Below are 26,763 nucleotides of genomic sequence, written 5' to 3'. Positions count from 1 at the left end.
AAATGAGATATCAACATGTCTGAAACCAAGTCTGATCAGGACTGGATGCAATTTGCATTGACGGAAGCCGCTTCGGCTCTTTACCGGACACGGCCAAACCCTGCAGTGGGCTGCGTAATTGTCAAAAATAATCAAATCATTGGGCGCGGCGCAACAGCGCCGGTGGGCGGGCCGCATGCCGAAGTTTTTGCCCTCAGGCAAGCGGGTGAGCAAGCCCGCGGCGCAACCGCCTATGTGACTCTAGAGCCGTGCGCGCATTACGGACGCACTCCGCCCTGCGCTAAAGGGCTGGTGGAATCGGGGATTGCGCGGGTCGTCATTGCCTGTGCAGATCCCAATCCATTGGTTGCAGGCAAAGGCGTACAGATTTTAAAAGATGCTGGCATTGAAGTCGTACAGGGCATTGGTGAAGCGCAGGCCGCGGCGCAAAACAGAGGCTTTTTAAAAGCCATTGCGACGGGAATGCCGTATGTCCGCTTGAAAATCGCCTCCAGTTTAGACGGCCGCACGGCCATGGCATCCGGTGAATCCAAATGGATTACGGGTGCTGAAGCGCGTTTGGATGTGCAGCATTGGCGCGCCATTTCCGGTGTCGTGATTACCGGCATTGAAACGGTATTGGCGGATGACTGCCAGCTGAATGTGCGCCAGCTTAAAGACACTGAAGACTTAAGCGGCGTTGTGCAGCCGAAACGGCTGGTCTTAGACCGTCAGGGGCGTCTGCCTTTGAATGCTAAAATACTGATGCAGCCTGAAATGCTGATGGTTATGGGGCCATTCCGTCAGGAACTGGCAGATTTAGGCGTCACGCAATTAAGCGTGCAGCCTTTAAACACACTGCTGCAGAGCTTATCCCAGCAGTACCAGATATATGATGTGCTGGTGGAAGCCGGAGCGACGCTATCGACTGCATTTTTGCAGGAAAAATTAGTTGATGAACTGATCAGCTATGTTGCGCCGGTATTTTTAGGCCGTTCAGCACGCGCGATGTTCAATGCGGAATTTGACCGCATGGCAGAGCAGCTCCGCTTTAAGCTGATGGATATTGCCCAAGTGGGTAACGACATCCGCTTAATGCTTATTCCTTCACAAGAGACACTATGAACTCAGAGTCTGCGGTTTATCACAAACGCCGTCACGCGGCACGCACTACCGATGAATATCTTTTCCATCAGCTGGTTCCTTATTTAGGCAACAAGCGCCGCTTGCTGCATCTGATTTTAGAAGCGCTGGAAAGTACGGGAACGCTGAACCGTGAAGATGGCCGGGCGCCGATATTTGCCGACTTTTTTGCCGGTTCTGGGGTCGTATCGCGCCTTGCCCGTCAAAATGGCTACCGGGTCATTGCCAATGACTGGGAGCCGTATAGCCACGCCTTAAACAGCGCGATTTTATCCTGTGTCGATGCGCCTGCGTTTAAAGAGCTGGGCGGCTATCAGAAAGCTATTGATTATTTGAACCGCTTGCCTGAAGTGAAGGGCTGGGTAACGCATAACTTGTGTCCGCGCAATGATGAAATTTATGATCCGGCGCGCGACCGCCTGTTCTTTAAACGCCGCAACGGCATGCGTATTGATGCCATCCGCCAGCAAATTGCCGCATGGCAGGCGCAGGGTGCGATTGACGATGTGGAAATGAGCGCTTTGCTGGCGCCGCTGCTGTATTCGGCTAGCTTCGTCAGCAATACCAGCGGGGTATTTAAAAGTTTTCACCATGGCTGGGGCGGCAAAACTCAAACTGCGCTGGAGCGGATTGAATCACTGCTGTGGCTGACGCCGAGCCGTTTTTGTGAAATTGGCGATCCAAAACGTCCTGCTGCGGAAATGTGGTGTGTAGATGCGCAGCATTTGGCCAGCCAAATGAGCAGTTTTGAAGTGGATGTGGCGTATCTTGATCCGCCGTATAACCAGCATGCATACAGCAGCAACTATCATGTGCTGAATGCGCTGACATTGTGGGATCAGGTGGACTTGCCGACGCCGGATACCAAAGGCTTTAAGAGCGGGATTGACCGCGCATGGCGCAAAGAGCGCCCGAGCCCCTATAACTCGTCTAAGCATGCTAAAGAAGCGTATGAAAAATTATTGGAAACAATTAATGCGCGCTTTATTCTGACCAGCTATTCTACAGACGGCAATATTGAAGCGGCCGATCTGCTGCAGGCCAACTTAAAGCGCGGGCGTGTGACTTTGTTAACGCAAGATGTGCCGCGCTACCGCGTCAGCAAGCAGCGCCAGTCTGAACGCGCGCGGGTATTGGAATTTATTGTGATTACCGATACCCATGCTAAATCAGGCCCGCCGATCCGCCAGCTGCTCGGCCAGCTGCATCATTTTGCAGAGCTGGGCGGTGTTGACACTTCCGGTGTCAGCACTCAGCTGGACTTGTGGTAACCCATTTAAAAAATTGAGTACGCTATGTTTACAGGCATTATTGAAAGTTTAGGCAAAGTTGCCAGTGTGCAAAATGTGGGCGGCGATGTGCGCCTACGCATAGAAACCGATCTGGATATGTCTGATGTGCATTTGGGCGACTCCATTGCGACCAACGGCATCTGTCTGACGGTGATTGACTGGGGCGATAGCTGGTATGCTGCAGACGTTTCCCGTGAAAGCCTGAACCGCACGACGCTGGGCAGCTGGAAAGCGGGGCATCCTGTCAATGTGGAAAAAGCCATGCTGCCGACCACCCGCTTTGGCGGCCACATTGTCAGCGGCCATGTCGATGCGGTCGGTGAAATTACCGTGGTGCGTGAAGATGCGCGCTCTCTTTATTTTGAAGTGGCTGCGCCGGCCGAAATTGCCAAATATCTTGCTGAGAAAGGCTCGATTACCGTTGATGGCGTCAGTTTGACCATCAATCACCTGCGCGGCAACATTTTGAGCCTGAATTTGATCCCGCATACAGCCGAACGCACCAATATCGGCACATGGAAAGCGGGTGTAAAAGTGAATTTAGAAGTCGATGTTTTAGCGCGCTATATCGAACGCTTATTGCTGGGGGATAAAGCCGCGCAAGCGCCGCAGCAGTCCAGAATCAGCATGGAATTTCTTGCGGAAAATGGCTTCATGAAATAAGCTGAATACTGAAAATAAAAACAGTCTGGTTGAAAAATTAGACTGTTTTTTTGTTTTTAGCCGTATTTTTGGGTCATAATGTTGATCGGAATAGCTTGAAACATCGCTTGGACAGGTGTAGATGATTGATTTTTTAATGAATATTGAACAATGGCTGCCAATGCTGCTGGACCAATATGGTGTATGGATTTACGCCATTTTGTTTCTGGTGATTTTTGCAGAAACGGGTTCGGTTTTCATGTTCTTCTTGCCGGGAGACAGCCTGCTGCTGGCGATTGGTGCCTTATGTTCTACTACAGACGCGGTGCATCTGCATTATATGTTCAGCCTGCTGTTTATTGCTTCAGTGCTGGGATATACCGTTAATTACTATACCGGCAGTGTGCTGGGGCTGAAATTTTTCAATCAGCATTCGCGTTATTTCAAGCCTGCATATATGGTTAAAACCAATGCTTATTTTATGAAGCATGGCGGAAAGACCATTTTAATGGCGCGTTTTGTCCCTTTTGTCCGCTCTTTCGCGCCTTTTGCCGCAGGGTCTGCGCGCATGAATTTCGCTGTTTTTACGTTTTATAATGTGGTGGGCAGCTTGTTCTGGCTGGGCTTGCTGCTGGGGGTCGGCTATGGCTTGGGCCATACGGTCAATGCGGTTGCGGATTCATTCTAAAATCAACACGGGTTGATATAATTCAATAAAGCCCGAAGAAGCGGGCTGTATCAAACGAGCTGTTGGTTAATGCTTGGTCACCAGCAGGGCCGTGCTGCCTAAGCGCATGGAGGGTTCATCCGCTGCCGCAAGGCTGAAATGGCCTTTTCGAGCTTCAAGCGTTAAAAATGCTGAAATGGATTGAAAATCGCTGCGGCTCATCCAGAGCTCCTGTGCGGTGACAGTCCATTGCCCTCCAGCAGGGAGGGCTTCAATTGTTCTGGAAATGCGGTCCAAAATGTCCATTTACCTGTCCTGATCAAAGCGGTGCGTCCGCTGATTAAAGGCATGCAGAAGAAGATTCTGCTGAGTGCATGAACATCGTGCTGCAAAAATATGTCAATTTAATGACATAAAGTTATTGATATGATAATTAATATTAACTTTTTGGAATTTCATTTGAAAAATTAGAGTTTTTCAAAATATATTCAATTTCTTCCTGCGCTGCCGCCTGCAGTTTGGCGCGGAAAGCGGCAACAGCCTGCTCAATTTGCGTTTCGGCTTCCAATTCTAAGCGCAGCCGCACACTTTCCAGTTCGGACAGCATTTCTTGATCAGAAACCGACAGGCCTTTGGCAAAATTGAAAGGCGCGCTTTCAGGGTTTTTATGATAGCGCGAGGTATACGTCTGGGTATCGCGGTCGATTGTTTGGCGGATGAGCGCTAGAGTTTGCGCCTGCGCTGCAAATTGGCGCAGTTCATCCTGCTGCAGCCGTTCCGCATAGGCCTGCTGTTCGTCGCGCTTTTTTTTCAGCGAACGTTCCAGTGCCTGCTGTTTGCGGATGCGCGCTTCTTCAATCAGCCGCGCTTTGCGTTCCGCATATGCTGTTTCAATGCGTTCAAAAGACAGCGCTTGCCTTTTTTGATCATGCTCCAGCCATTGCTGGACATTGCTGTCGGGCTGAAGTACATCACAGATGCGTCCAAGGTCATCAATAAAGGTCTGACGCACAGCTTCAGGCACATTTAACCAGCGCTGCTTAAAATCTGGACCAACATTTAATGCCACTGCAGCATCTCCTCAAATTGATAATTGAACACCAGTTAAAGCTTGAACGTCTGCGGTTCAATCCCTAAGTGGCGGTATTTTTTGAATTTTTCACGGCCTACAATTTTAGCCGATTCATTGTTTTCAATAATTTCAATAATGTGACTAAAATTTGCATATTGTTCAAGTGCTTGATCGTTAAAATTAAACACAATCCAATCCTGCTGTTCAGGCAGATGCTCTGAAATGCATACCGGCGCATCCTGCTGATTGATGCCGTGCGGAATGAAGCCTGCCGCATCAAAGCTCCACAGGCGTTCATCCAGCTGCTGCCGCAATTCTGCATCTTGGCTCAATAGCCAAATCCGCGCGGATTGACGCAGAATCTTACGGCATAAACGGCAAGCGCTTTCGACTTGCCGTTCGGGGCTTTTTTCAAACAGATAAAAGCTGACTTTAGCCATTGGCTTGAGTACGGTTGATCAGGAATTGCATCAGTAAAGGTACTGGACGCCCAGTTGCGCCTTTATTGGCGCCTGAATTCCATGCTGTGCCTGCAATATCCAAATGCGCCCAGCGGTAGTCCTGTGTGAAGCGCTGCAGGAAACAGGCCGCGGTTACTGCGCCTGCTTTAGGCCCGCCAATGTTGGCAATGTCGGCAAAAGGCGAATCCAGCTGCTCCTGATAGTCGTCAATGACCGGCATGCGCCATACGCGGTCAAATGAGGTTTGACCGGCTGCTGAAATTTCCGCCGCCAGTTCATCATCCGGTGTGAACATGCCGGTGAGCACTGAACCTAATGCCACAACACAGGCGCCCGTCAAGGTCGCAATATCAATAACCAGGGCAGGGTTGAAACGCTTGATATAGGTCAAGGTGTCGCACAGCACCAAACGGCCTTCAGCATCGGTATTCAGAATTTCAACGGTTTGACCGCTCATGGTGGTCACAATATCGCCCGGGCGGGTTGCATGGCCAGACGGCATATTTTCCGCAGCAGCGATTGCGCCAACCACATGAATCGGCAGCCCAGATTCACATAATGCGCGGATCGTGCCCAGTACAGAAGCCGAGCCGCACATGTCGAATTTCATTTCATCCATGCCGGCGCCAGGTTTCAATGAGATGCCGCCGGTATCAAACGTCACGCCTTTGCCGACTAAGACAACAGGCGCTTCCGGACGGCTGGCTTGATATTCAAGGGTAATGATGCGCCCCGGGCGGTCTGACCCCTTGCTGACGGCAAGGAATGCGCCCATGCCTAAATCAGCCATCTGCTGTTCGTTCAGCACGGTCACTTTCAGCAGGTCCGGGAATTCCGCCGCCAAAGCCTGCGCCTGTTCGGCCAAATATTCAGGGAAACAGATATTGCCCGGGCGGTTGCCCAAGTCGCGGGTAAAGTTCTGGCCATTCTGAATCGCCGCAATCAGGGCTAACTGCTGTTCTGTCAGCGCTGTTTGCGCAGCAATCAAATGAATCTGCTCAAGGGTGCCTTCATTCTTTTTCGATTTGTACTCATCAAAAGCATAAGCGGCCTGCGTCAGGCTTAATGCGAATAAATAATGCAATTCTTGCGGAAGCGCTGAAATATCAATGCTGATGTGCTGGAATTTTTTTTGTGAAGATTTGATAATTGTTTGTGCAATTTTCGCTAATTTTGCCGGCTGCAGTTCTGCCGCTTTGCCAATTCCGATCAGGGCCGTGCTGAGGCAGGCTTTGACTGAACCGATTAGCGCTAAAGTTTCATTGAAGCCCGCTTTATATTGAACGGCTTCCATTATTTTATTTAAATCATTGATTTGATATGAGTCGGCAGCATTTTGAACGTGTTCAGAATCTACTAATATCAACAAAGACTGGCTAGACGCATTCGCTTGGAATGACGTATTAATCGTTAGTTTCATAGACGGTATTCGTGCCTTTTTAAATTTGCAAACCATTAAACCATTGAAACATTTTCCTGAACAGAGTTTCAATGCGCAACATAGGGAAAGGTTTTTTATTTTCAGCATTCGGGTAAACTAGGGCTAGTTTTATCCGCTTATCTTTTTGGAAGAATTAATTTGATTATTCGGCGTTATCTGGTCAAGCAAGTTGTTTCGACATCTTTGGTTGTGATTGCCTTATTGACCTTGATCATGATGGGTGGCCGGCTGATCAAGTACTTTGGCGTGGCGGCGCAAGGCCGTTTAGATGCAAGCATTCTGTTCAGCATCATTGGCTACCGCCTGCCGGAGTTTTTAACGTTAATTTTTCCGCTGGGATTTTTTATTGGCCTGATGCTGGTCTTTGGCCGCATGTATGTCGACCATGAAATGGCGGTGATGAACGGCAGCGGAATCAGCCGCCATCAGCTGGCGCGCCTGCTGATTCCAATGACGGTCATCTTCTTAGCAATACAGTCTTTTTTGATGATGTGGGCATCGCCATGGGGGCTGCGCCAGTTTGAAGCGCTGACCACCAGCCAGGCGGTGCGCACGGGCTTCGACTTGGTGCGGCCGAAGGAATTTATTTCCTCAGGCCCTTATACCATTTATGCCGGTGATTTATCGGATGACCGCAGAAACTTAAAAGATATTTTCTTTTATCAGCGGGCGGAAAAAGAAGGCAAGCCGGATGTGATTATTTTGGCGAAGGAAGCCACCCGTGTTGAAATGCAAAATGATGCCGCCAGTGTAGTGGACTTGACTGAAGGCCGCCGTTACGAAATTTATCCCGGCAAAGCCCGCTATTCGCAGGCTGAATTTCAAAGCTACCGCCTGCGTTTAGAAAATGATGCTGAAGCCAAGTTTGAAAGCGCGGAAGTAGAAGCGCTGCCAACCTCAAAATTATGGAAGAACCGTCAGGATCCCGTGGTTGCCAGCGAGCTGGGCTGGCGTATTTTTGTGCCATTTTCTATTGTGGTGGCGCTGATGCTGTCTGTTGCCTTGTCTGAGGTCAGTCCGCGTCAGGGCCGCTACTTAAAGCTGTTCCCGGCGTTATTGATTTTCGCCAGCTTGATTGTGGCTTTAATGGCCGTCAAAACCCGAATTTCCAAAGGTGAGATGGATATCTGGATCTATCCGGTGATTTTATTGGCGTATGCCGTTGCGGCAGCGCTGTTCTCGCGCAAGCAAAAACTCGCGCCGAAAATTAAGAAGCAAATTCAGCGAGTGAGGTCTTAACAATGTTAGCGCGCCGTATTATTGCCAAACATGTGACCCAAACCACCGCGCTCGCGATGATGGGGGCAACAGCGGTCTTGTCCAGCCTGCAGGTGCTGTTTACTTATTTAGGTGAATTAGGTTCATTGACAGAAGGCTATGGCGCATGGGATGCATTCCTGTATGTGCTGTGGGGCGCACCGCATGCGCTGTATGAAATTTTACCCATTTCGGCGCTGATCGGCGCTGTGCTGGGGCTGGGTACGCTGGCGTCGAACAGTGAGTTGATTGTGATGCGCTCTGTCGGGATCAGCCTGTGGCGCATCGTGGGTTGGGTTATGCGTTCTGCACTCATTTTGGTGATTTTATCTTTTGCTTTGAGCGAATGGGTGATTCCCTATACCAATGAGAAATCAGAAAGCATCAAAAGCCACCGGACGGCCGCTGAACTGGGTGAAGTCAAAGGCTATTGGTCGCGTGAAGGGCAGCGCTTTATCTATATCGACTATGCCAATTCGCAAGGCCAGTTAAAAAATGTTCAAGTGGTCGATTTTGATGACAGTTACCGGCTGCGCGGCACGCTGGAAGCGGAGCTGGGGCAATTTGTCAAAGACGGCAGCTGGACATTGCAGAATGCCAAGCAAGTGGATATTTTGAAAACCGGCGATGCAGTGCTTGAACAAAGCGCGAAACTGCCATTGTCTTTGGCGCTGCAGCCGAAATATGTGCATATGGTGACGCTGGATCCTGAAGATTTGTCGCCAAGCCAGCTGGTCAGCTTCATGAGCTATTTGAATGAATACAGCCAAGTGCCTAAAACCTATCAATTGGCATTTTGGCAAAAAGCCGCTTCGCCGCTGGCGCTGATCGCCTTGGTGGTGATCGCCTGTTCCTTTATTTTCGGGCCGCTGCGCCAGCAGTCGATGGGCTTCCGCTTGGTGATTGCCTTGTTCATCGGTTTGGGCTTTTTCTATCTGCAGGATTTCCTCGGCTATGCCAGTTTGGTTTATTCGCCGTCGCCTGCATGGTTTGTTTTTGTGCCGATTGCGCTGATTTTTGCAGCTGGCGGCTACCTGCTGCACCGCGCAAGATAAGCGGTCAGTATCGGGGAAAGCTATGTTCCTGAACAGGATTAACCGTGCCGGGATCATAGAGTCTTGACCGAAAATTCGGTAAGATAGCGTGATTAATTTATAGACCTGAAGAGTGTGCAATTATGTCGGATGCATCTGCTAAAAAAATCCCTCACGTTTTAGTGATTATGGATGGTGTGGGACATCGTGTTGAAGAGAAAGATAATGCCTTCTTAGCGGCGAAACGCCCTAATTTGACAGCGATGGAAGCAAAGCATCCGCATGGTTTAATTTCAGGTTCTGGCGAAGACGTCGGCTTGCCGGATGGTCAGATGGGCAACTCTGAAGTGGGGCACATGAACCTCGGCGCAGGGCGCGTGCTGTATCAGGACTTTACCCGCATTACCAAAGACATCCGTACCGGCGCATTCTTTGAACACGAAGTGCTGGTGGATGCTGTAGAAAAAGCCAAAGCAGCCAATGGCGCAGTGCATATTATGGGCCTGCTGTCGCAAGGCGGCGTGCATTCACATGAAGACCACATTGCGGCGATGGCGGAGCTGGCGCTGAAACGCGGCGCGAAGGTCTATCTGCATGCATTCTTGGATGGCCGTGATACGCCGCCAAAAAGCGCGCAGCCGTCTTTAGAAAAATTGGATGCGCTGTTTGCGCAATATCCTGGCCAAGGCCGTATTGCAACGATGATTGGCCGCTATTTTGCCATGGATCGTGATAACCGCTGGGACCGTGTAGAACAGGCTTACCGCCTGCTGACAGAAGGCGAAGCGCTGCGCACGGCTGCAACAGCTGTTGAAGGCCTGGAACAGGCGTATGCGGCTGAAGAATCTGATGAATTCGTGAAAGCGACCCGCATTGGCGATGTTGCGAAAATTCAAGATGGCGACAGCGTTGTCTTCATGAACTTCCGTGCAGACCGCGCGCGTGAAATTACCAAAGCATTTGTGGAAAAAGACTTCGCTGGCTTTGAGCGTAAAACTGTCCCAGCTTTGTCTAAATTTGTCATGCTGACCCGTTATCAAGCAACCATTGATGCGCCTGTAGCCTATATGCCGGAAGCGCTGGTGAATTCGATTGGCGAGTACTTGTCGGGCTTGGGGAAAACGCAGCTGCGCATAGCTGAAACAGAGAAATATGCGCATGTCACCTTCTTCTTCAGCGGCGGCCGTGAAGAAGAATATCCAGGCGAAAAGCGTATTTTGATTCCTTCTCCAAGCGTGGCAACCTATGATTTGAAGCCGGAAATGAGCGCATACGAAGTGACGGATAAGCTGGTGGCTGCCATTAATTCAGGTGAATTTGACCTGCTGGTGGTCAACTATGCCAATGGCGACATGGTTGGCCATACAGGCGTATTTGATGCTGCTGTGAAAGCGGTTGAAGCGGTAGACACTTGCCTTGGCCGGGTCTATGACGCGGTCATGGCAAACAAAGGCCACATGATTATTACTGCTGACCATGGTAATGTGGAGCAGATGCAGGATTATGTCAGCGGTCAGGTGCATACGCAGCATACCACTGAGCTGGTGCCGTTTATTTATGTCGGGCCAAATGCTGCAGAAATTGATGAAGGCGGTGTGCTGGCGGATGTCGCGCCGACATTGCTGAGCTTAATGAATGTGCCGGTTCCAGCAGAAATGCAGGGGCGCAATTTAATACACGTGAAGGCTTAAGCATTAAGCATATGCAAGGATAGAGGAATGGCGAAAGCGCATTGGCGGTCTGCGGTACTTTTTACCACACTGATGTGCGCGGGCCATTTGACATGGGGAGCAGGCAAAGCGCCTGCTTCAGATGATTTTGACGGGGAGTTCGAGGCAACTTACCAAGAGGTTCCTGTCGAATCCATTCAGCAGTTTGTGCAAATTTACGGCATCGTCAAAGATAATTATGTCAAAGAAAAAAATGACGATGAACTGTTCCAGCAAGCCATCAAAGGCTTATTGAGCGGCTTAGACCGCTATTCCAGATATTTGTCGCCAGAAGACTATAAACAGCTCCTGCAATATACGGAGGGCGATTTAGCCACGGTTGATTTTGATCTGCGCTTTGATGCGGCGCTGCAGCATTGGGTGATTCATAATTTAAAGCCGGATGCGGACTCGGCTAAGCTGGGCCTGAAAAATGGCGTGACGGTGTATAAAGTTGAAGATCAGGAACTGAAGAAGCTGAATCAGGATCAGGTAAAGCATGTTTTAGATGGCGCAATTGGCTCGACGCTCAGCCTGCAGCTGTCCGCCAACAGTTTGCCGATGAATTTGGTGCGCAATACTAAAATTGAAACGGATATTGAGTCCCGGTTGCTGAATAATCAGGTGCTGGTGCTGCATATTAAAGTGTTTCAGCAGGACACCGCCAATGAAGTGAAGCGCTTGATTGAAAGCCATGCGTCATCCAAATTAAAAGCGGTGCTGTTTGACCTGCGCAATAACCCTGGCGGTTTGCTGTCAGCGGCAGTGGAATCGGCCGATTTATTTTTAAATCAAGGCGTCATTGTGTCGACCAAAAGCCGTTCCGAAGGCGATCAGCAGTTTCAGGCTTTGCCCAGCTTTGAATTTCAAAATTTGAAAGTAGGGATTTTAATTAACAGCCGTTCAGCATCTGCCGCGGAAGTGTTTACAGCGGCGATGAAAGAGCATGGGCGCGCATGGGTGGCCGGCGAAAAAAGCTACGGCAAAGGTGTGGTTCAGAAATTATTTCCACTGAGCAACGGCGCAGCGCTGCAGATGACGGTTTCGCAGTACTATACGCCAAATGGGCGCATGATTGAAGGCACTGGCATTCAGCCCAATCTGAGCTATCCGATCCCGCATGATATGCGGGAGGAGAGCTATATTGAACATGTTGCAGATTTGCTGCTGCTTCAGAAATAAAGCGGATGAGGGTTTAGTCCTCATCTGTATCCAGGCCGAATTTCTTTAAACGGTAACGCAAAGACCGGAACGTCATGCCGAGTTTTTTGGCGGCGACAGTTCTATTCCAATGTGTTAAATTCAGCGCATTCAGCAAAATTTCTTTTTCAATTTTTTCCAGAAAAATTTCTAAACCTTCTTCGGGCAGTTTTTTGGCGTTCTGAGGCGGATCAGTCAAGCCATTGTGCAAGGAAGGTTCTGCAGATGATGCAAACAGCTGCGCCATTTGACGCTGCGGCGCGCTTTGCAGCTGAGGCAAATCGATATTGCCGTCATCGCTTAGGGTTATGGCGCGTTCAATGATATTGCGCAATTCACGCACATTTCCCGGGTAATACTGCCCCGTCAGAAACTCTTTTGCGCGGGCGGTCAGCTGCTTGGCCGGGATGTCCCATTCTGAACTGATTTTGTGAATAAAATGCTGCGCCAGAAGCAAGATATCTTCACCGCGCTCACGCAGCGGCGGCAAGATCAAGTCCATGACATGAATGCGGAAGAACAGATCCTGACGGAACTTGCCTTGCTGTACCAAAGCTTCCAAATCTTGGTGGCTGGCGCTGATGACGCGGAAATCGACATCAATTTCAGCATCTGAACCGACAGGGCGGATGCGCTTTTCCTGCACCGCGCGCAGCAGTTTGACTTGCATGCTGAGCGGCAATTCAGCAATTTCATCTAAAAATAAACTGCCGCCGTGTGCGGACTGAATTAAGCCCTGCTTGTCTTGAGTGGCGCCGGTAAAACTGCCTTTTTTATGGCCGAAGAGTTCGCTTTCCATCAATTCAGTGGGAATCGCGCCGCAGTTAATGGCAATGAACGGGCCTTCATTGCGGTTGCTTAGCCGGTGCACTAAATTGGCAACCACTTCTTTGCCTGTGCCGGACTCGCCTGTAATAAAGACAGGCGCCTGCGAGCGGGCGATCTTTTTCAGCGTGACCCGCAGCTGCTGCATCGGCTGTGACTGCCCGATCAGCATTTTGTGCTCCAGCGCATCGGTTTGCAGCTGTCTAGGCTCAGCAGGCTTGTTCAGCGCTTTTTGCAGCAGCTGCTCCAGATGCTTCGGGTTCACCGGTTTGCTGACAAAATCAAATGCGCCTGCTTTTAAGGCTGCGATAGCGATTTCCATATTGCCATAAGCGGTCAATACTGCAACAGGCAGGCTTGGACCATGTTCATTGATCCATTCCAATAGCTGCAGGCCGTTGCCATCCGGCAAATTCAGATCGGTTAAGCAGGCGTCATAGGCATGTTCAGCCAGACATTTTTTGGCATCGCTGAGGCAATGCGCGCTGTGCGTATCAATACCCATGCGTGACAGAGACATCTGCATGAGCAGACACAAGTCTTCTTCATCGTCTACCAGTAAGACCAGTGGCCGTTTTTCCACAATTTCACCCCAAAAAAATTAAATCGCTGCACGCTGGCAAATCAGCCTAAAGCAGGCGCCCCGTTGTTGTTCTACATAAGCCAGCTGAGCCTGATTGGCTTCACAGAAGCTGTGCGCAAGATACAATCCTAAACCAGTTCCTGTAATTTCGGTACTGAAAAAAGGCTGAAATAGCGAAGTGCGGTGCTGAACAGCAACGCCGCGGCCAAAATCCCGCACATCCAGCCTGATAATCTTCTCATGCGGATAAATATTGAGCTCAATAAAAGGCGCATCTGCGTCATTGTGGCGGATTGCATTTCTGATGAGGTTAATCAGCACTTGACGCAATTGCGCTTCATCAAAAGAAATCAGGCAGTCTTTTTGTATATTCAGCTGAATTTTCTTTTGCACATCCGCTAAATCCTCCTGAATCAGCTGCGGTATAAAGCGGTTCAAGCAGAGCTGCACAGCATGGGTTTCACGGTTTTTCACCATATTCAGCGTATCCTGCACAATGCTGTCAATGCGCTGCGCCTGCTTGCTGATCATTTTGCTGAGCATCTGCTGCTGGGCAGGGCCGCTGCCGTTTTGCAGTTCATTAGCCTGGACAATAGCCGCCAAAGGGTTGCGGATTTCATGGGCAATGCTGGCGGACAGCTGGCCCAGAGCGGCCAGCTTCAGCTGCTGCACCTGCTGGTTCAGCTTTTGCGCATCCTGCAGCACCAAAAGCGTCAGCAGCTGATGCGGCACAATCAGTTTCTTCACATGGACATGAATATGGTAAAGGCTTTGCTGAGATTCAAACTGAAACTTTTCGCCATCTTTGAGGTCTTCAAATTTCAGCAATTCGAATAAATCAGGCTGAGTCATATACAGGGGATATTTATCTGCGCTGTAGGCTGCAGAGATGCCAAGCAAATGGCAGGCGGCAGGGTTGCTGAGCACCACATGGCAGTTTTCGTCCAAGACCAGGTAGCCGGTTTCAATCTGTTCCAAAATATAGCGGTTGATATTTTGCAGCTGGTGCAATTCGATCGACTGTGAAAAGTTCAAATTTTCCAGAATCTGGAAGCGCCGCACGGCAATTTGCCCGCATCCGTACACCACAAAGAATAAGAAGGCCAGCAGGGCGCTGTTGCCAATATTGCGCAGTGAGGCAAAGTCTAAAATAGAGCCTAAAAAGAGCTGATAAATCACACTGATCACAGCAATCAGGGTAATCACCAGCGCTTTTCTCGCATCCAGCAGAATTGATGCGGCGAAAATGGTGATGACAAACAGCAGGCTGATATGCAGGTTAGGGCCATCCAATGCCAAAGTCAGCAGGCTTAATGCTGTAACATCGGCAAAAAAAATCAAGATCATCTGCTTCGGGATGGCGGTTTTGATTTTATTCAGTGCAAAAAATTGCAGGCTGTTCACGATGACATAAATCGTTAACACATAGAGATAAAGCTTAGGATACTGATACTGATTATTGAGCTGGTTATAGGTAAATAAAAAAATAATCAGCAGGCAGCTGCTGATAATAAAACGGTAAGCGCTGTACCAAATGCCCAGATGATATTGATTAAGTTCTGAAAGATTGGGGCGCTGACTCATGTGACCTGCAAAGTAATGAATTAAGGTTTAATGAGTCCATAACGAATGGCTAAATGTGTCAATTTGACATCACTGTCAAGATTCAGCTTTTCAAAAATACGGTATCGGTAAGTGTTGACGGTTTTTACGCTGACAAACAGCTTGTCCGCAATTTCCTGCGCGCTGATGCAATTCACCACCATCATCGCAACTTGCATTTCACGTTCCGACAAAGCGTCAAAAGGGGATTGCTGTGTATCCGACAAATAAGAGCTGGCCAACTGCTCGGCAATATCCGCACTGAAATATTTTCCGCCCTGCATGACTTTATTGATGGCGCGCACCATTTCAGTGACCGGAGCGCCTTTGGTAATGTAGCCTTTGGCGCCCGCTTTCAGCAATAAGGATGGGTAAGGCTCTTCTGCTAAGCCGCTGACCGCCAGCACTTTGGTTTCTGGCGCAGTCTGCAGCAAACGGCGTGTCGTTTCTACACCGCCAATCCCCGGCATATTGACATCCAGCAGCACGACATTCGGGTGGTGCTGGCGGACTAAGGAAATTGCTTCTTCACCAGATTCAGCTTGGCCAATAACCTGAATTTCTGCATGGTCTTCGAGCATTCTGCAAATCCCTGTGCGTACCAATTCATGGTCATCTACAACTAAAACTGTGATCACCTGTACTCTCCCTGTCTGAAAATCGTTTTTTTTGTTACATAAAGCAAAATAAGCTTGCAATGAAACGACAAAATTAGCAATGCTATTCTTATCAAAAATGGAGAACTTATTAAACTTTCTTTGAACGTAATTTGTTCTCTATTGCGTCAATGTACGGCATATTAGAGGCAATAGGCAATTATTGCCTTATTGAGTTGAGTAAATATGGTGAAGACTTCAAATAAATTTCTAATGCGCGCGCTGGGAATTTCATTTCTGTTTGGCATGAGCTCGGTGAGTTTTGCAGACATCGTAATGAATTCAAATCCCAATCAGGCAAACCTCAGCTGGTCTTCAGAAGAAGCCAATCAGCTGCTGAATGCTGACGTATCCGCATCTGCTGAGCTGGCAGACGAACCTTCACCGCAAGGCTCAACCAAAGTCAGTACGTCTATACGCAGTTCAAATGGCGCAGTGCAGTCTGCGCCGTCTAAAACGGTGCAGATTTTTGATACCAGCGTCAATGCGCATCAGCCTTCGGTAAATGCCCGCGCCGCTCTGGTCATGGATGGACAGACTGGGGAAGTGCTGTACAGCAAAAACAGCAATACCGCTTTGCCTATTGCATCCATTACTAAATTGATGACAGCGGTGGTGATTGCAGATTCTCGCTTGAATATGTCAGAAAAAATTACTTTACAGCAGGGGGATTTTTCTTGTTCGGGCTGTAAAAGTTCCAGTTCAACACTGCGTGCCGGCGACAGCATGAACCGTGCAGAAGCCTTGCTGTTTGCATTGATGAAATCTGAAAATCCAGCCGCTTCGGCTTTGGCGCGCACTTATCCAGGCGGGCGTCCCGCATTCTTTGCTGCCATGAATGCTAAAGCCAAGTCTTTGGGCATGCATTCGACCCGTTATGTAGAGTCAACAGGCTTGCACCCAGGCAATGTGTCTTCTGCGCGCGATTTAGGCATTTTGGTGAATACGGCTTCACAATACGGCTTGATCCGCCAATTTTCGACTACGCCAAGCTACGATTTCAATTTAGGCTACCGTGTTCTGAAATCCAATAATACCAATGCACTGGTGCGTAACGGCGGGTGGAATATCAATATTTCAAAAACCGGCTATATTAGTGAAGCTGGCCGCTGCGTGGTGATGCATACGACGTTGAATAACCGCCCTGCAGTGGTTGTATTGCTGGGCGCTGATTCTTCGGCAGCGCGTACCAATGATGCGACCCGTCTCATGACCTGGGTTTCTCAGCTTCCAAAACGCATTTAAGCGCATTCATTTGATACCGTACATGGAATTCACTTGACTGAATGCCTGAACATTACATGTTCAGGCATTTTTATTTCGGCGGCCAATGCGCGCCAGCCATAAAAAAGCCCTGCAATTGCAGGGCTTTTTCAGTCTGAATATGAATTACATATTTGACAGAATCGAGTCTTTAACCTGATCCATGGTGGCATCAATAGACAGCATCACGGCATCTTGGCATTGCTTGATGGCCGTATCAGGATCTTTCAGGCCGTTGCCAGTTACAGTACAAACAATCACCGAACCTTCTTTGATTTTGCCAGACTTGATGTCACGGATTGCGCCACCAACAGAGGCAGCAGAAGCAGGCTCTACGAATACGCCTTCGTACATCGAAAGCAGGCGCTGCGCATCTAAGATTTCAGCATCAGTGAGTTCGTCAAACCAGCCTTGTGAATCACGTACAACTGCTTTGGCATGGTTCCAGCTTTGCGGGTTGCCAATACGGATGGCCGTCGCTACTGTTTCAGGGTTAGCTACTGGTGCACCGCGAAGGAATGGCGCAGCGCCTGCAGCTTGGTAGCCCGCCATAATTGGCAAGCCGGCTGGTTTAGGGCCTGTGAATTGGTCAGTCTCAGCGTCATAAACCACTTGTTCAAACTCATCTTTCGATTGGTTTGCAACCGCTTCTGTATAACCCATCCAGTGCGCAGTAATGTTGCCTGCATTGCCGACAGGCAGGCAGTGGTAGTCTGGCGCACGGCCCAATGCTTCAACAATTTCATAGGCAATGGTTTTTTGGCCTTGCAGGCGGTATGGGTTGATTGAGTTGACAATCGTCACTGGCGCTTGGTCAGCGACTTCCTTAACAAGGCGCATGCCGTCATCGAAGTTGCCGCGGATTTGCATAGTGATCGCGCCGTACATCATGGCTTGCGCCATTTTACCCATGGCAATTTTGCCTTCTGGGATTAATACGAACGCTTTGATGCCGGCACGCGCAGCATAGGCAGCAGCAGCAGCGGAAGTATTGCCTGTAGACGCGCAGATGATGGCTTTAGAGCCTTCTTCGACTGCTTTTGTTACCGCCATAGTCATACCGCGGTCTTTAAATGAACCAGTCGGGTTTAAGCCCTCGTACTTCACATAAATTTCAACATTTTTGCCGGTTAAACGTGGAATGTTCTCAAGTTTAATCAGTGGCGTGTTGCCCTCGCCTAATGAAATTGCGCGAGTGGTTGCAGACACTGGTAAACGGTCGCGATAGCGGTCAACTAAACCAGTATAACGATTGGCATTCGACATGATGATGTTCCAATTGTGTGTAGAGCTTGGCGAGAGGAATTGAAAATATTCCCCTCGACCCGGTGATTAATTATCAAGCGATTCTAAACGAATTCGCACAATTTCGCCATGAATGACAGGCAATGCTTGAATTTGCTGAAGGGCTTCATCCATTTTTGATTCTTTCACTGGATCGGTCAGAATCACGATAGGGATAAGGTCTTTTAAGCGCGGCTGCTGCATGATGGCGTCAATGCTGATGCCGGCACGGCTTAAAATAGTCGTCACATCGGCAAGTACGCCAGTTTGATCTTCTGCATTAATGCGGATGTAGTAGCCTGTGGTCATTTCTTCGCGCGGCAGAATCGGCAAATCGGTTAATGCTTCAAATGCCAATTGCGGAATAGTGCCTGCGCCGTCTTCGGTATATGAAATGTCGCGGACAATATCGACAACGTCAGCAACGACTGCAGATGCTGTTGGGCCTGCGCCTGCGCCTGCGCCGTAGTAAAGGGTAGGGCCAACGGCATTGGCTTGAACCAAGACTGCATTTTTCACACCGTTGACATTGGCAATCAGCTGATCTTCTGGAATCAGTGTTGGATGCACGCGAAGCTCAATGCCTGTTTCTGCGCGGCGCGCAATGCCTAAATGCTTGATGCGGAAACCTAAGTCTTCAGCATATTTCACATCCTGCGCTGTAATTTTACTGATGCCTTCAGTGAAAACTTTGTCAAACTGCAGCGGAATACCGAATGCGATTGAGGCTAACAGGGTCAGCTTATGCGCAGCATCAATGCCTTCAACGTCAAAGGTTGGGTCTGCTTCTGCATAGCCCAGTTCCTGCGCTTCTTTCAGCACGTCTGCAAATGCGCGGCCTTTTTCGCGCATTTCAGTCAAAATAAAGTTGCCTGTGCCGTTGATGATGCCCGCCAGCCAGTCAATTTTATTGGCAGCCAGGCCTTCGCGCATGACTTTAATAATGGGAATGCCGCCGGCAACTGCGGCTTCATACGCAATTTGTACGTGATGATCATCCGCAAGCTTAAACAATTCATTGCCGTATTCGGCTAAAAGCGCTTTATTGGCAGTCACGACTTGCTTGCCGTGCTTGATCGCTTCCTGAATGACTTCATAGGCAGGATGAATGCCGCCCATGACTTCAACCACCACATCAACATCCGGCTGACGCACGATGTCCATCAAGTCAGAGCTTTGCTTGACTGATGCAGGCAGATCTAAATCTGGGCGCGGACGGCGTGTGCCGACATGGGTAATTTCAATTTCACGACCGGTGCGACGTTTAATCTCAGCAGCATTTTCTTTTAATAGTTTAAGGGCACCACCACCCACAGTACCAAGACCGAGGATTGCCAGACGAACTGGTTTCACGTCACACTCCAAATATTCATCAACATTAAGCGAACCTAGATCATAGCTAAAAAAATGCCATGACTCTAGGAGATTCACAACTTTCTATCCATCTATAAAAAACAGTAATTTAATCAATAAAATTTATTTATTTAAACGCTCAGCCAATTCATTCGGCTCCATGTAGCCGCCCAAATAAACACCGTCTGTGCTGTAGATGGCAGGCGTGCCGTTTACGCCAATATTCAGGCCCATTTGATACATGTCGCGCACTGGATTTTTGCAGGCCGCTGGCGGCAGCTGCGCGCCAGAAATGGCTTGATTGAACGCCAGTTGGCGGTCTTTGCTGCACCAGACGCTTTCCATTGCCGGAATGAACTGTTCGCCGCGCGGCCATGCGATATAGCGGACTTCGATGCCTTTGCTGTTGATTTCATCCATATGCTCATGCAGTTTATGGCAATACGGGCAGCTGGCATCAGTAAAGACATATACCACGTGCTTGGTTTTGCCTTTGGCTGGATAAACAATTAAATCTTCAGTTTTCAGTTGATCAAAGAGTTTTTTGGCATTAGCGGCCTGCAGATTCTGGCTGACATTATGCAGTTCTTTGCCGCCTAGGCGCACAATTTCACCCTGCAGAATATATTTACCGTCAGCTGTCGCATAAACAGAAGGCATGCCTTCGAAGCTGATCCAATACAGGTTGGGCACTTCAGTCGGCTGCGCATCGGTAATTTTGGCATTGATATTGGCTTTTTTCAGGCCGTCCTGCAGCGTGCTGATCAGGCGCTGCTGCGCATTGCGTTCAGTCAATGTAGAGGCTTCACCTGTTGCGGGGGTGCTGGCGGTCAAGGGCGCTTGTTTTTCTTCATTATTGGATTTTGAACACGCGCTTAGCCCCATGCCTGCGGCAAGCGTGCATGCAATAAAAAATGTTGAACGGGTAAATAACATAAACAACCCTTTTTCTTTTAGCTTTATAAAACTGGTGGATTAGCATAGCAAAAAAAACGCAGAGCAATAAAATTTCTTCGTCTTATCGCGCTGCGTTTTATGCACGAGGATGGTGCGCCGCATGCAGCTGCTGCATGCGCACCTGCGCGACATGGGTATAAATTTGCGTGGTGGACAAATCGCTGTGGCCGAGCAGCATTTGCACCACACGCAGGTCTGCGCCGTGATTCAGCAAATGAGTGGCAAACGCATGCCTTAAGGTATGCGGTGAGAGTTCCGACTGGATATTGGCCTGCAGCGCATAGCGCTTAATGGCATACCAAAAATTCTGCCGGCTCATGATGCCGCCGTGCTGGGTTAGAAATAAATAATCGGTTGAGGTTTTATACAATGCAGGCCGGGCTTCGGACAGATATTTCTCCACCCATTCGCAGGCGATTTGCCCTAAAGGCACGAGGCGCTCTTTATTGCCTTTGCCGACAATGCGCAAATACCCTTGCTTTAAATTGATCAGGTCAAGCCGTAAATTCAGCAGTTCGGTCACCCGCAAGCCGCAAGCGTACAGCACTTCAAGCATGGCCCGGTCACGCAGGCCTAGGGCGGTTGCAGTTTCCGGCGCTTGAATCAGGGCTTCAACATCGGCTTCAGACAAATCTTTGGGCAGCGCCCGTCCTAATTTTGGCGTTTTGTGCATGCTGACAGGGTTGTCATCGCGCAGCTTCTGCTCCTGCAGGAATTTAAAAAAAGAGCGCAGGGCAGACAGCGAGCGGGCAATGGAACGCGGGCTCTTGCCTTGCTTAGTGAGGTTTAGCAGCACATCGGCAATATCATCGCTGCTCCACTGCGGCATAGCGGCCTGACAGCATTCGCTGCATTGAATTAAATCAGAGAGGTAGGCATTGCGTGTATGCGGGCTGACGGTCTGAGCGATCAGGAAATCCCGGAAACCCTGCAAGAACCCTAACTGTTCAGGAATTGTAACGGGCGCAGGGACGCGCGGTTTTTTATTTAACATGCTATTTTCAACTTATCGGCGCTACGCCCTCAACTGGCGGGCTTTCTGCAATGTAATGCAATTTGCTTTTCCTGTCGATGCGCTGTTTGGAAATGAGAATTGAAATCAAATCTGATTTGGTAATTATTCTCATTTGCTTGTATAATATTCAAAATTTTTTAGGATTAGATGCGTGCGTTTATCTGATTTGAAAGTCAAACAATCTGCCATCATTCAAAAGGTTCACCGTATTGAAGATGAGCGCTCCCAAGCTGATCTGGTGGCGGGCCGTTTGGAAACATTAGGCTTTATTCCAGGTACAAAAGTGCAAGTCATTACTAAAGGAATTTTTGGCGGGGACCCGATTTTAATTCAGATTGGCTTTACCCGGTTCGCATTGCGTAAAGCGGAAGCGCAGAAAATTGAAATTGAAGGAGCGCCTGCATGAGTGATGCGCTGCGTATTGCCCTTGTTGGTAACCCTAACTGCGGTAAAACATCATTATTCAACCATTTAACAGGGACCCGGCAAAAAGTTGCCAACTATGCAGGGGTAACGGTTGAACGTAAAGTCGGCCAATTTGTACTGCCGTCAGGCAAGCCTGTGCGTGTGCTGGATTTGCCGGGGACATACAGCCTCAACGCGACCAGTCCGGATGAGGAGATCACCCGCGATGTGGTGCAAGGCAAAATTGCTGAGGAAGGCCATCAGGATGCTTTCCTGTGCGTGGTGGATGCCACAAACCTCAAACTGCATCTGGGCTTGGTGATGGAGATGATTGCGCTGGGGCGTCCAATGCTGCTGGTGTTGAACATGATGGACGAGGCGCGCCGCCGGGGCATGCAGGTCAACACGCAAAAGCTGTCAGAGCGTTTAGGCATTCCCGTCGTGGAAACGGTTGCTGTGCGCAATGCAGGCATTGAAAGCCTGATGAGTGCGCTTGATCAGGAGAAGTTTGCTGCGCCGCATACCGAACTCAGCGGCCTGACGGGTGACACTCATCAAAAGATTGATACGATTCTGAACGATGTCGTTCATTTTGTAGACCATGAAGATAAGCGTTCCGACTTTCTAGATAAAATATTCCTGCATCCTGTGCTGGGCTTAGTCAGCCTGGCGGTCATGATGTTTATTATCTTCCAGGCGGTCTTTGCTTGGGCTGCGCCATTTATGGACGGCATTGAAACCTTCTTCGGCTGGCTGGGTGAATTTATCGGACAGCATATTTCGCATCCGCTGCTGAACAGTTTGGTGGTGGATGGAATTATTGCCGGGGCGGGCGGTGTCGTGGTGTTCCTGCCGCAGATTTTGATTTTGTTCTTTTTTATTTTGGTACTGGAAGAATCGGGCTATTTGCCGCGCGCGGCTTTCCTGCTGGATAAGCTGATGTTCAAAGCCGGATTGAGCGGGCGTGCGTTTATTCCATTGCTGTCCAGTTTTGCCTGCGCTGTGCCAGGTGTGATGGCGACCCGCAGCATCAGTGATCCGCGTGATCGTCTGGTGACCATTTTGGTTGCGCCATTAATGACCTGTTCTGCGCGTTTGCCTGTCTATGCGCTGCTGATTTCAGCGTTTATTCCTGCAAAAATGGTGTGGGGCGTGTTTAATTTACAAGGTCTTGTGCTGTTTGCCTTATACATGGCGGGCATAGTCAGCGCTTTAATCGTAGCGACCATACTGAAATTTTTCCAAAAAGATAAGTCTCAGCATGCGCTGCTGATGGAGCTGCCAAGCTACCGCTTTCCTGATATTAAAAGCATCTGGATCGGCCTGCTGGACCGCGCCAAGATCTTTATGAAGCGCGTTGGCGGCATTATCTTTGCGCTGTCAATTCTGCTGTGGTTCCTGTGCACTTTCCCGCAGGCGCCAGAAAATGCGGCATTGCCAGCGATTGATTATTCTTTTGCCGGCATGCTGGGTCATTTAATGCAGCCGATTTTTGCGCCGATTGGCTTTAACTGGCAGATCTGTATCGCCTTGATCCCTGCGATGGCTGCCCGTGAAGTGGTGGTGGCGGCATTGGGCACCGTATATGCCTTATCCGCGGCGGATGATGATGCTGTGGCCCAGGGCTTATCGACATTGATCAGCAGCGGAGATTTAGGCTGGTCATTGGCGACAGGCCTGTCTTTGCTGGTGTGGTTTGTTTATGCGCCGCATTGCTTGGCAACATTGGCCACCGTTAAGCGTGAAACAGGTTCATGGAAAACGGTCGGCTTTATGACGGTTTATCTGTTTGGTTTGGCTTACTTCATGGCCTTTCTAACCTATCAAATTGCATCACATTACTTCGGCTAGGTTTTCGAGGCGACGTGAGAGGAGACTAAAATGATTGAAGTTCTAATCGTGGCTGCATTGGTGATTTGGAGTGCTGTCGTGGTGTTTAAGAAAGTTTTTCCGAAAACAGCGTACGCGTTCTTTCTGTCTTTATCGAATGTGGCTCAAAAGCAGGGCTGGACGGCTGTGGCGAAACGCTTAAAGCCTGCCATGGTTGCAGGCTGCGGCGGCAGCTGTGGATGCTCTGCATCGGACACGCCTGCTGAAAAAAAACCGGAAGTGCAGGCTGTAAAATGGAAATAAGTTCAGATTGCTGAAAGCGCTTTTTAGCAAAATAGAAAAACCGTCATTTTTATGACGGTTTTTTTACGCGCTGACACAAAAAAACCGCCAGAAAGTCAAAACTGAAAAAGCATTCAAAACAGCAAAGTGCTAACATTTTGTCAGTTTTAAAAACAAACCATAAAATGGGGCAAAAATGTTAATACAGCGTGGTGGTTTAAAGGTCGTTGCTGGACTTGGAATTTCAGGTGTCGCCGCGGTTAATTTTTTACATGAACACGGTTACCGCGTTGCTGTTACAGATTCAAGAGCTACCCCGCCAGGCCATGACCAGATTCCTGCTGCAGTGCAAGCCAGCTTTGGCCAATTAGATGAAGAGCTGCTGCTTCAGGCTGAAGAAATTGTCATCAGCCCAGGGCTGGATCCAAAACTGCCGGAAATTCAGGCCGCAGCCGCCAAAGGCATTCCGATTGTCAGTGAAATTCAGATTCTGCGCCGGGCAACAGATAAGCCGATTGTCGCCATTACCGGATCTAATGCCAAAAGCACCGTGACCACGCTGCTGGGCTTAATGGCGAAAGAAGCTGGGAAAAAAGTCGCTGTGGGCGGCAACTTAGGGCGTCCTGCACTGGATTTAACCAAAGATGATCCAGAACTGTATGTGCTTGAACTCTCCAGCTTCCAGCTGGAAGCGACCTCCAATTTAGCGGCGGAAGTTGCTGTTGTATTGAATATGAGTGAAGATCATTTAGACCGCCACGGCGACATGATGGGCTATCACACTGCGAAGCACCGCATCTTCCAAGCTGTGAAAAAAGTGGTGTTTAACCGTGATGATTCTTTAACCCGCCCGCTGGTGCCGGACGCAACGCCGATGCAAAGCTTCGGATTGAATGCGCCGGATATGAATCAATTTGGCATCTTGCGGGATGATGACGGCACAATTTGGCTGGCGCGCGGGCGTGAGCGCCTGCTGAAAAGCTCGGATATGTATATTCAAGGCACGCACAATGTGGCGAATGCTTTGGCTTGCCTGGCGCTGGGTGAAGCGATCGGCCTGCCTTTAGACAGCATGCTGAATACCCTGAAGACGTTTAAAGGCCTCGAGCACCGCTGTGAATTCGTGAAAGAATTGGCGGGTGTGCGTTACTACAATGACTCGAAAGGCACCAACATTGGCGCGACACTGGCTGCGATTGATGGCTTAGGCGCTGCCATTGAAGCCCAAGGCGGCAAAGTGGCGATTATCTTGGGCGGGCAAGGCAAGGGGCAGGATTTCACAGCGCTGCGTGACTCGCTCAACAAATACGCTAAAGTGGCGGTGCTGATTGGTGAAGACCGCCCAATCATTGAGAAAGCGATTGCGGGAACAACAGCGCTGCTGCATGCGGCAACGCTGAAAGAAGCGGTGGAAATTTGCCAGCAGCATGCGCAGGCCAATGATGTCGTGCTATTGTCACCTGCATGCGCAAGTTTTGATATGTTTAAAGGTTACAGCGAACGCGGTCATCAGTTTGTTGACTGCGTGAATTCACTGGCTTAAAAGAATGATAAGGAACGTTGTATGGCTGGGTTAGCTCAGACGACCATCAGTAAGATAAATGAAGCCTATGACCGGTGGGCGCCTCGGCTGCCTGCCGAAGTCAACATGCGCAATGTGCTGATTTTTTGCGTGCTGGCGCTGTTGTGTTTAGGCTCCATTATGGTGGCTTCGGCATCAATGCCGTATGCAGACCGTCTGCATGAAAATGCATTTCACTATATTACACGGCACGGGATTTCAATTCTTGTGGCCGGTGTTGCGGCATTCTTGGCCTATAAAGTGCCGATGAATGTCTGGTTCAACAATACCTTCCCGCTGTGGCTGCTGACGATTCTGCTGCTGGCGGTGGTGCTGGTGGCGGGAACCGAGGTCAATGGTTCAACGCGCTGGATTCGGATAGCCGGTTTTACCCTGCAGGCCTCTGAAGTCGCTAAAGTCATGATGGCGATTTTTACTGCAGATTATGTCGTGCGCAGGGCCGAAGAAGTGCGGACCAGTGTTTCTGGCCTTGTGCGGCTGGGCGTGGTGATGATTATTACCGTGGGCTTGATTCTGGCGGAGCCAGACTTAGGCGCGACCGCTGTCATTGTCTTAATGATCCTCGGGGTGTTTTTCCTTGCAGGCGCACCGGCAATTCAGTTTATCGCTTTCATGGCGTTTATTATTGCCGGCTTGGTGATTGCGATTGTGTTCGAGCCTTACCGCCTGCAGCGCGCGCTGTCGTTCACTAACCCTTGGGCAGATCCGTTAGGGACCGGTTACCAGCTGTCGAATGCCTTAATGGCGTTTGGCCGCGGTGAGTGGTTTGGCGTGGGGCTTGGCCATAGCATTCAAAAAATGTCCTATCTGCCGGAAGCGCATACCGACTTCATGCTGGCTATTTTAGGTGAGGAATTCGGCTTTTTTGGCATTACGACGGTTCTGGTGCTGTCATTCACCATGGTGGTGTGCTGCATTAAAATCGGCCACCGCGCGCTGAAAAACCAGTACCTGCGCGCAGGCTATTTGGCGTATGGCATCAGTATTATTTTTCTGCTGCAGATTTTAGTGAATGCCGGCATGAACATGGGCATGCTGCCAACCAAAGGCTTAACATTGCCCTTTATCAGTTATGGCGGCTCATCTTTGATTATGTGCGCGGTGATGATCAGCCTGATTCTCAAAATTGAAGCCACCACTTGCCAGACCAACCCAAGCAAAGAAGAATCCAGCTTTTAAATGATTGATGGGCAAGATTCTGGCCGGACAGCGTAAAGGCGGTGTCCGGT

At 49.5% G+C, this 26,763-nt stretch carries 25 protein-coding genes; 14 read left to right on the top strand and 11 right to left on the bottom strand.

Features of this window, described 5'->3' with window-relative positions; translation table 11 throughout:
* Positions 1–15 precede the first annotated feature (15 nt).
* The 4 genes from ribD (at position 16) to F941_RS15860 (ending at position 3,744) form a co-directional block, all read left to right on the top strand.
* A complete protein-coding gene (ribD, locus tag F941_RS15875) occupies positions 16–1,104 on the top strand; it encodes a bifunctional diaminohydroxyphosphoribosylaminopyrimidine deaminase/5-amino-6-(5-phosphoribosylamino)uracil reductase RibD (RefSeq protein ID WP_005013428.1) in 1,089 nt (362 codons plus the stop codon).
* Positions 1,101–2,393, top strand: coding sequence for a DNA adenine methylase (locus tag F941_RS15870; protein ID WP_005013427.1), 1,293 nt, complete (start codon positions 1,101–1,103; stop codon positions 2,391–2,393). The genes ribD and F941_RS15870 overlap by 4 nt, the downstream gene beginning before the upstream one ends.
* 24 nt (positions 2,394–2,417) lie before the next feature.
* Entirely contained in the window at positions 2,418–3,077 is a 660-nt protein-coding gene (locus tag F941_RS15865) for a riboflavin synthase (RefSeq protein ID WP_005013424.1), read from the top strand.
* Between the two features lie 121 nt (positions 3,078–3,198).
* Positions 3,199–3,744, top strand: coding sequence for a VTT domain-containing protein (locus tag F941_RS15860; RefSeq protein WP_005013422.1), 546 nt, complete (start codon positions 3,199–3,201; stop codon positions 3,742–3,744).
* Between the two features lie 66 nt (positions 3,745–3,810).
* Here F941_RS15860 and F941_RS15855 read toward each other — a convergent pair whose 3' ends face one another.
* From F941_RS15855 to F941_RS15840, 4 genes are all read right to left on the bottom strand, one after another.
* On the bottom strand, positions 3,811–4,029 hold the full coding sequence (locus F941_RS15855) for a hypothetical protein (protein ID WP_005013419.1): 219 nt from the start codon (positions 4,027–4,029) through the stop codon (positions 3,811–3,813).
* A gap of 133 nt (positions 4,030–4,162) precedes the next feature.
* Positions 4,163–4,792: a cell division protein BlhA gene (gene blhA / locus F941_RS15850; RefSeq protein ID WP_005013417.1), complete on the bottom strand. Its 630-nt coding sequence runs from the start codon at positions 4,790–4,792 to the stop codon at positions 4,163–4,165.
* Positions 4,793–4,827: 35 nt separating this feature from the next.
* The gene (locus F941_RS15845) at positions 4,828–5,235 is read right to left on the bottom strand and encodes a DNA polymerase III subunit chi (RefSeq protein ID WP_005013416.1); all 408 of its coding nucleotides are present in this window, start codon (positions 5,233–5,235) and stop codon (positions 4,828–4,830) included.
* Positions 5,228–6,676 (bottom strand): leucyl aminopeptidase, encoded by a 1,449-nt coding sequence (locus tag F941_RS15840; protein ID WP_005013413.1) that lies wholly within the window; start codon positions 6,674–6,676, stop codon positions 5,228–5,230. Before F941_RS15840 ends, F941_RS15845 begins: the two co-directional genes overlap by 8 nt.
* Before the next feature lie 159 nt (positions 6,677–6,835).
* Between F941_RS15840 and lptF the strand changes: the two genes are divergently transcribed.
* The 4 genes from lptF (at position 6,836) to F941_RS15820 (ending at position 11,879) form a co-directional block, all read left to right on the top strand.
* The gene (gene lptF / locus F941_RS15835) at positions 6,836–7,936 is read left to right on the top strand and encodes an LPS export ABC transporter permease LptF (RefSeq protein WP_005013411.1); all 1,101 of its coding nucleotides are present in this window, start codon (positions 6,836–6,838) and stop codon (positions 7,934–7,936) included.
* Positions 7,937–7,938: 2 nt separating this feature from the next.
* Positions 7,939–9,009, top strand: coding sequence for an LPS export ABC transporter permease LptG (gene lptG, locus F941_RS15830; RefSeq protein WP_005013410.1), 1,071 nt, complete (start codon positions 7,939–7,941; stop codon positions 9,007–9,009).
* Positions 9,010–9,131: 122 nt separating this feature from the next.
* Positions 9,132–10,679 (top strand): 2,3-bisphosphoglycerate-independent phosphoglycerate mutase, encoded by a 1,548-nt coding sequence (gpmI, locus tag F941_RS15825; protein WP_005013407.1) that lies wholly within the window; start codon positions 9,132–9,134, stop codon positions 10,677–10,679.
* A 27-nt stretch (positions 10,680–10,706) separates the two neighbouring features.
* Entirely contained in the window at positions 10,707–11,879 is a 1,173-nt protein-coding gene (locus F941_RS15820) for a S41 family peptidase (protein WP_005013404.1), read from the top strand.
* A gap of 13 nt (positions 11,880–11,892) precedes the next feature.
* On the opposite strand, the gene F941_RS15815 is transcribed toward F941_RS15820, so the two are convergent.
* The 3 genes from F941_RS15815 to gacA are packed head-to-tail and all read right to left on the bottom strand — an operon-like array spanning position 11,893 to position 15,545.
* On the bottom strand, positions 11,893–13,305 hold the full coding sequence (locus F941_RS15815) for a sigma-54-dependent transcriptional regulator (RefSeq protein WP_005013400.1): 1,413 nt from the start codon (positions 13,303–13,305) through the stop codon (positions 11,893–11,895).
* Between the two features lie 18 nt (positions 13,306–13,323).
* Positions 13,324–14,889 carry a sensor histidine kinase gene (locus F941_RS15810; protein ID WP_005013394.1) on the bottom strand — a complete coding sequence of 522 codons (1,566 nt, stop codon included), beginning with the start codon at positions 14,887–14,889 and terminating at the stop codon, positions 13,324–13,326.
* A gap of 20 nt (positions 14,890–14,909) precedes the next feature.
* Positions 14,910–15,545 (bottom strand): response regulator transcription factor GacA, encoded by a 636-nt coding sequence (gene gacA, locus F941_RS15805; RefSeq protein ID WP_005013391.1) that lies wholly within the window; start codon positions 15,543–15,545, stop codon positions 14,910–14,912.
* Positions 15,546–15,752: 207 nt separating this feature from the next.
* Between gacA and F941_RS15800 the strand changes: the two genes are divergently transcribed.
* Positions 15,753–16,808, top strand: a complete 1,056-nt coding sequence (locus tag F941_RS15800) for a serine hydrolase (protein WP_026253402.1) — start codon at positions 15,753–15,755, stop codon at positions 16,806–16,808.
* 144 nt (positions 16,809–16,952) lie between these two features.
* Here F941_RS15800 and thrC read toward each other — a convergent pair whose 3' ends face one another.
* The 4 genes from thrC to xerD all read right to left on the bottom strand — a co-directional run bounded on the left by thrC (position 16,953) and on the right by xerD (position 21,414).
* The gene (gene thrC, locus F941_RS15795; RefSeq protein WP_005013380.1) at positions 16,953–18,092 is read right to left on the bottom strand and encodes a threonine synthase; all 1,140 of its coding nucleotides are present in this window, start codon (positions 18,090–18,092) and stop codon (positions 16,953–16,955) included.
* A 66-nt stretch (positions 18,093–18,158) separates the two neighbouring features.
* On the bottom strand, positions 18,159–19,463 hold the full coding sequence (locus tag F941_RS15790) for a homoserine dehydrogenase (RefSeq protein WP_026253401.1): 1,305 nt from the start codon (positions 19,461–19,463) through the stop codon (positions 18,159–18,161).
* 123 nt (positions 19,464–19,586) lie between these two features.
* Positions 19,587–20,399: a DsbC family protein gene (locus F941_RS15785; protein ID WP_005013376.1), complete on the bottom strand. Its 813-nt coding sequence runs from the start codon at positions 20,397–20,399 to the stop codon at positions 19,587–19,589.
* Between the two features lie 97 nt (positions 20,400–20,496).
* Positions 20,497–21,414 carry a site-specific tyrosine recombinase XerD gene (gene xerD, locus F941_RS15780; RefSeq protein ID WP_005013375.1) on the bottom strand — a complete coding sequence of 306 codons (918 nt, stop codon included), beginning with the start codon at positions 21,412–21,414 and terminating at the stop codon, positions 20,497–20,499.
* Positions 21,415–21,586: 172 nt separating this feature from the next.
* On the opposite strand from xerD, the gene F941_RS15775 reads away from it, so the two are divergent.
* From F941_RS15775 to ftsW, 5 genes are all read left to right on the top strand, one after another.
* On the top strand, positions 21,587–21,841 hold the full coding sequence (locus tag F941_RS15775) for a FeoA family protein (RefSeq protein WP_005013373.1): 255 nt from the start codon (positions 21,587–21,589) through the stop codon (positions 21,839–21,841).
* Positions 21,838–23,691: a ferrous iron transporter B gene (gene feoB / locus F941_RS15770; protein WP_005013372.1), complete on the top strand. Its 1,854-nt coding sequence runs from the start codon at positions 21,838–21,840 to the stop codon at positions 23,689–23,691. The genes F941_RS15775 and feoB overlap by 4 nt, the downstream gene beginning before the upstream one ends.
* A 30-nt stretch (positions 23,692–23,721) precedes the next feature.
* A complete protein-coding gene (locus F941_RS15765) occupies positions 23,722–23,973 on the top strand; it encodes a DUF6587 family protein (protein ID WP_005013369.1) in 252 nt (83 codons plus the stop codon).
* A 175-nt stretch (positions 23,974–24,148) separates the two neighbouring features.
* Positions 24,149–25,495, top strand: coding sequence for a UDP-N-acetylmuramoyl-L-alanine--D-glutamate ligase (murD, locus tag F941_RS15760; protein WP_005013365.1), 1,347 nt, complete (start codon positions 24,149–24,151; stop codon positions 25,493–25,495).
* Positions 25,496–25,516: 21 nt separating this feature from the next.
* Positions 25,517–26,713 (top strand): putative lipid II flippase FtsW, encoded by a 1,197-nt coding sequence (gene ftsW, locus F941_RS15755; RefSeq protein ID WP_005013359.1) that lies wholly within the window; start codon positions 25,517–25,519, stop codon positions 26,711–26,713.
* Positions 26,714–26,763: the final 50 nt, after the last annotated feature.

This window comes from Acinetobacter bouvetii DSM 14964 = CIP 107468 (assembly GCF_000368865.1).
Classification (GTDB): Bacteria; Pseudomonadota; Gammaproteobacteria; order Pseudomonadales; family Moraxellaceae; genus Acinetobacter; species Acinetobacter bouvetii.
The sequence above is the reverse complement of the archived record's forward strand: the minus strand, read 5'-3'. Positions and strand labels throughout refer to the sequence as shown.

Coding starts and splice junctions, on each gene's coding strand:
- ribD (WP_005013428.1), top strand. CDS start 16: ATGTCTGAAACCAAGTCTGATCAGGACTGGATGCAATTTGCATTGACG.
- F941_RS15870 (WP_005013427.1), top strand. CDS start 1,101: ATGAACTCAGAGTCTGCGGTTTATCACAAACGCCGTCACGCGGCACGC.
- F941_RS15865 (WP_005013424.1), top strand. CDS start 2,418: ATGTTTACAGGCATTATTGAAAGTTTAGGCAAAGTTGCCAGTGTGCAA.
- F941_RS15860 (WP_005013422.1), top strand. CDS start 3,199: ATGATTGATTTTTTAATGAATATTGAACAATGGCTGCCAATGCTGCTG.
- F941_RS15855 (WP_005013419.1), bottom strand. CDS start 4,029: ATGGACATTTTGGACCGCATTTCCAGAACAATTGAAGCCCTCCCTGCT.
- F941_RS15845 (WP_005013416.1), bottom strand. CDS start 5,235: ATGGCTAAAGTCAGCTTTTATCTGTTTGAAAAAAGCCCCGAACGGCAA.
- F941_RS15840 (WP_005013413.1), bottom strand. CDS start 6,676: ATGAAACTAACGATTAATACGTCATTCCAAGCGAATGCGTCTAGCCAG.
- lptG (WP_005013410.1), top strand. CDS start 7,939: ATGTTAGCGCGCCGTATTATTGCCAAACATGTGACCCAAACCACCGCG.
- gpmI (WP_005013407.1), top strand. CDS start 9,132: ATGTCGGATGCATCTGCTAAAAAAATCCCTCACGTTTTAGTGATTATG.
- F941_RS15820 (WP_005013404.1), top strand. CDS start 10,707: ATGGCGAAAGCGCATTGGCGGTCTGCGGTACTTTTTACCACACTGATG.
- F941_RS15810 (WP_005013394.1), bottom strand. CDS start 14,889: ATGAGTCAGCGCCCCAATCTTTCAGAACTTAATCAATATCATCTGGGC.
- thrC (WP_005013380.1), bottom strand. CDS start 18,092: ATGTCGAATGCCAATCGTTATACTGGTTTAGTTGACCGCTATCGCGAC.
- F941_RS15785 (WP_005013376.1), bottom strand. CDS start 20,399: ATGTTATTTACCCGTTCAACATTTTTTATTGCATGCACGCTTGCCGCA.
- xerD (WP_005013375.1), bottom strand. CDS start 21,414: ATGTTAAATAAAAAACCGCGCGTCCCTGCGCCCGTTACAATTCCTGAA.
- feoB (WP_005013372.1), top strand. CDS start 21,838: ATGAGTGATGCGCTGCGTATTGCCCTTGTTGGTAACCCTAACTGCGGT.
- F941_RS15765 (WP_005013369.1), top strand. CDS start 23,722: ATGATTGAAGTTCTAATCGTGGCTGCATTGGTGATTTGGAGTGCTGTC.
- murD (WP_005013365.1), top strand. CDS start 24,149: ATGTTAATACAGCGTGGTGGTTTAAAGGTCGTTGCTGGACTTGGAATT.
- ftsW (WP_005013359.1), top strand. CDS start 25,517: ATGGCTGGGTTAGCTCAGACGACCATCAGTAAGATAAATGAAGCCTAT.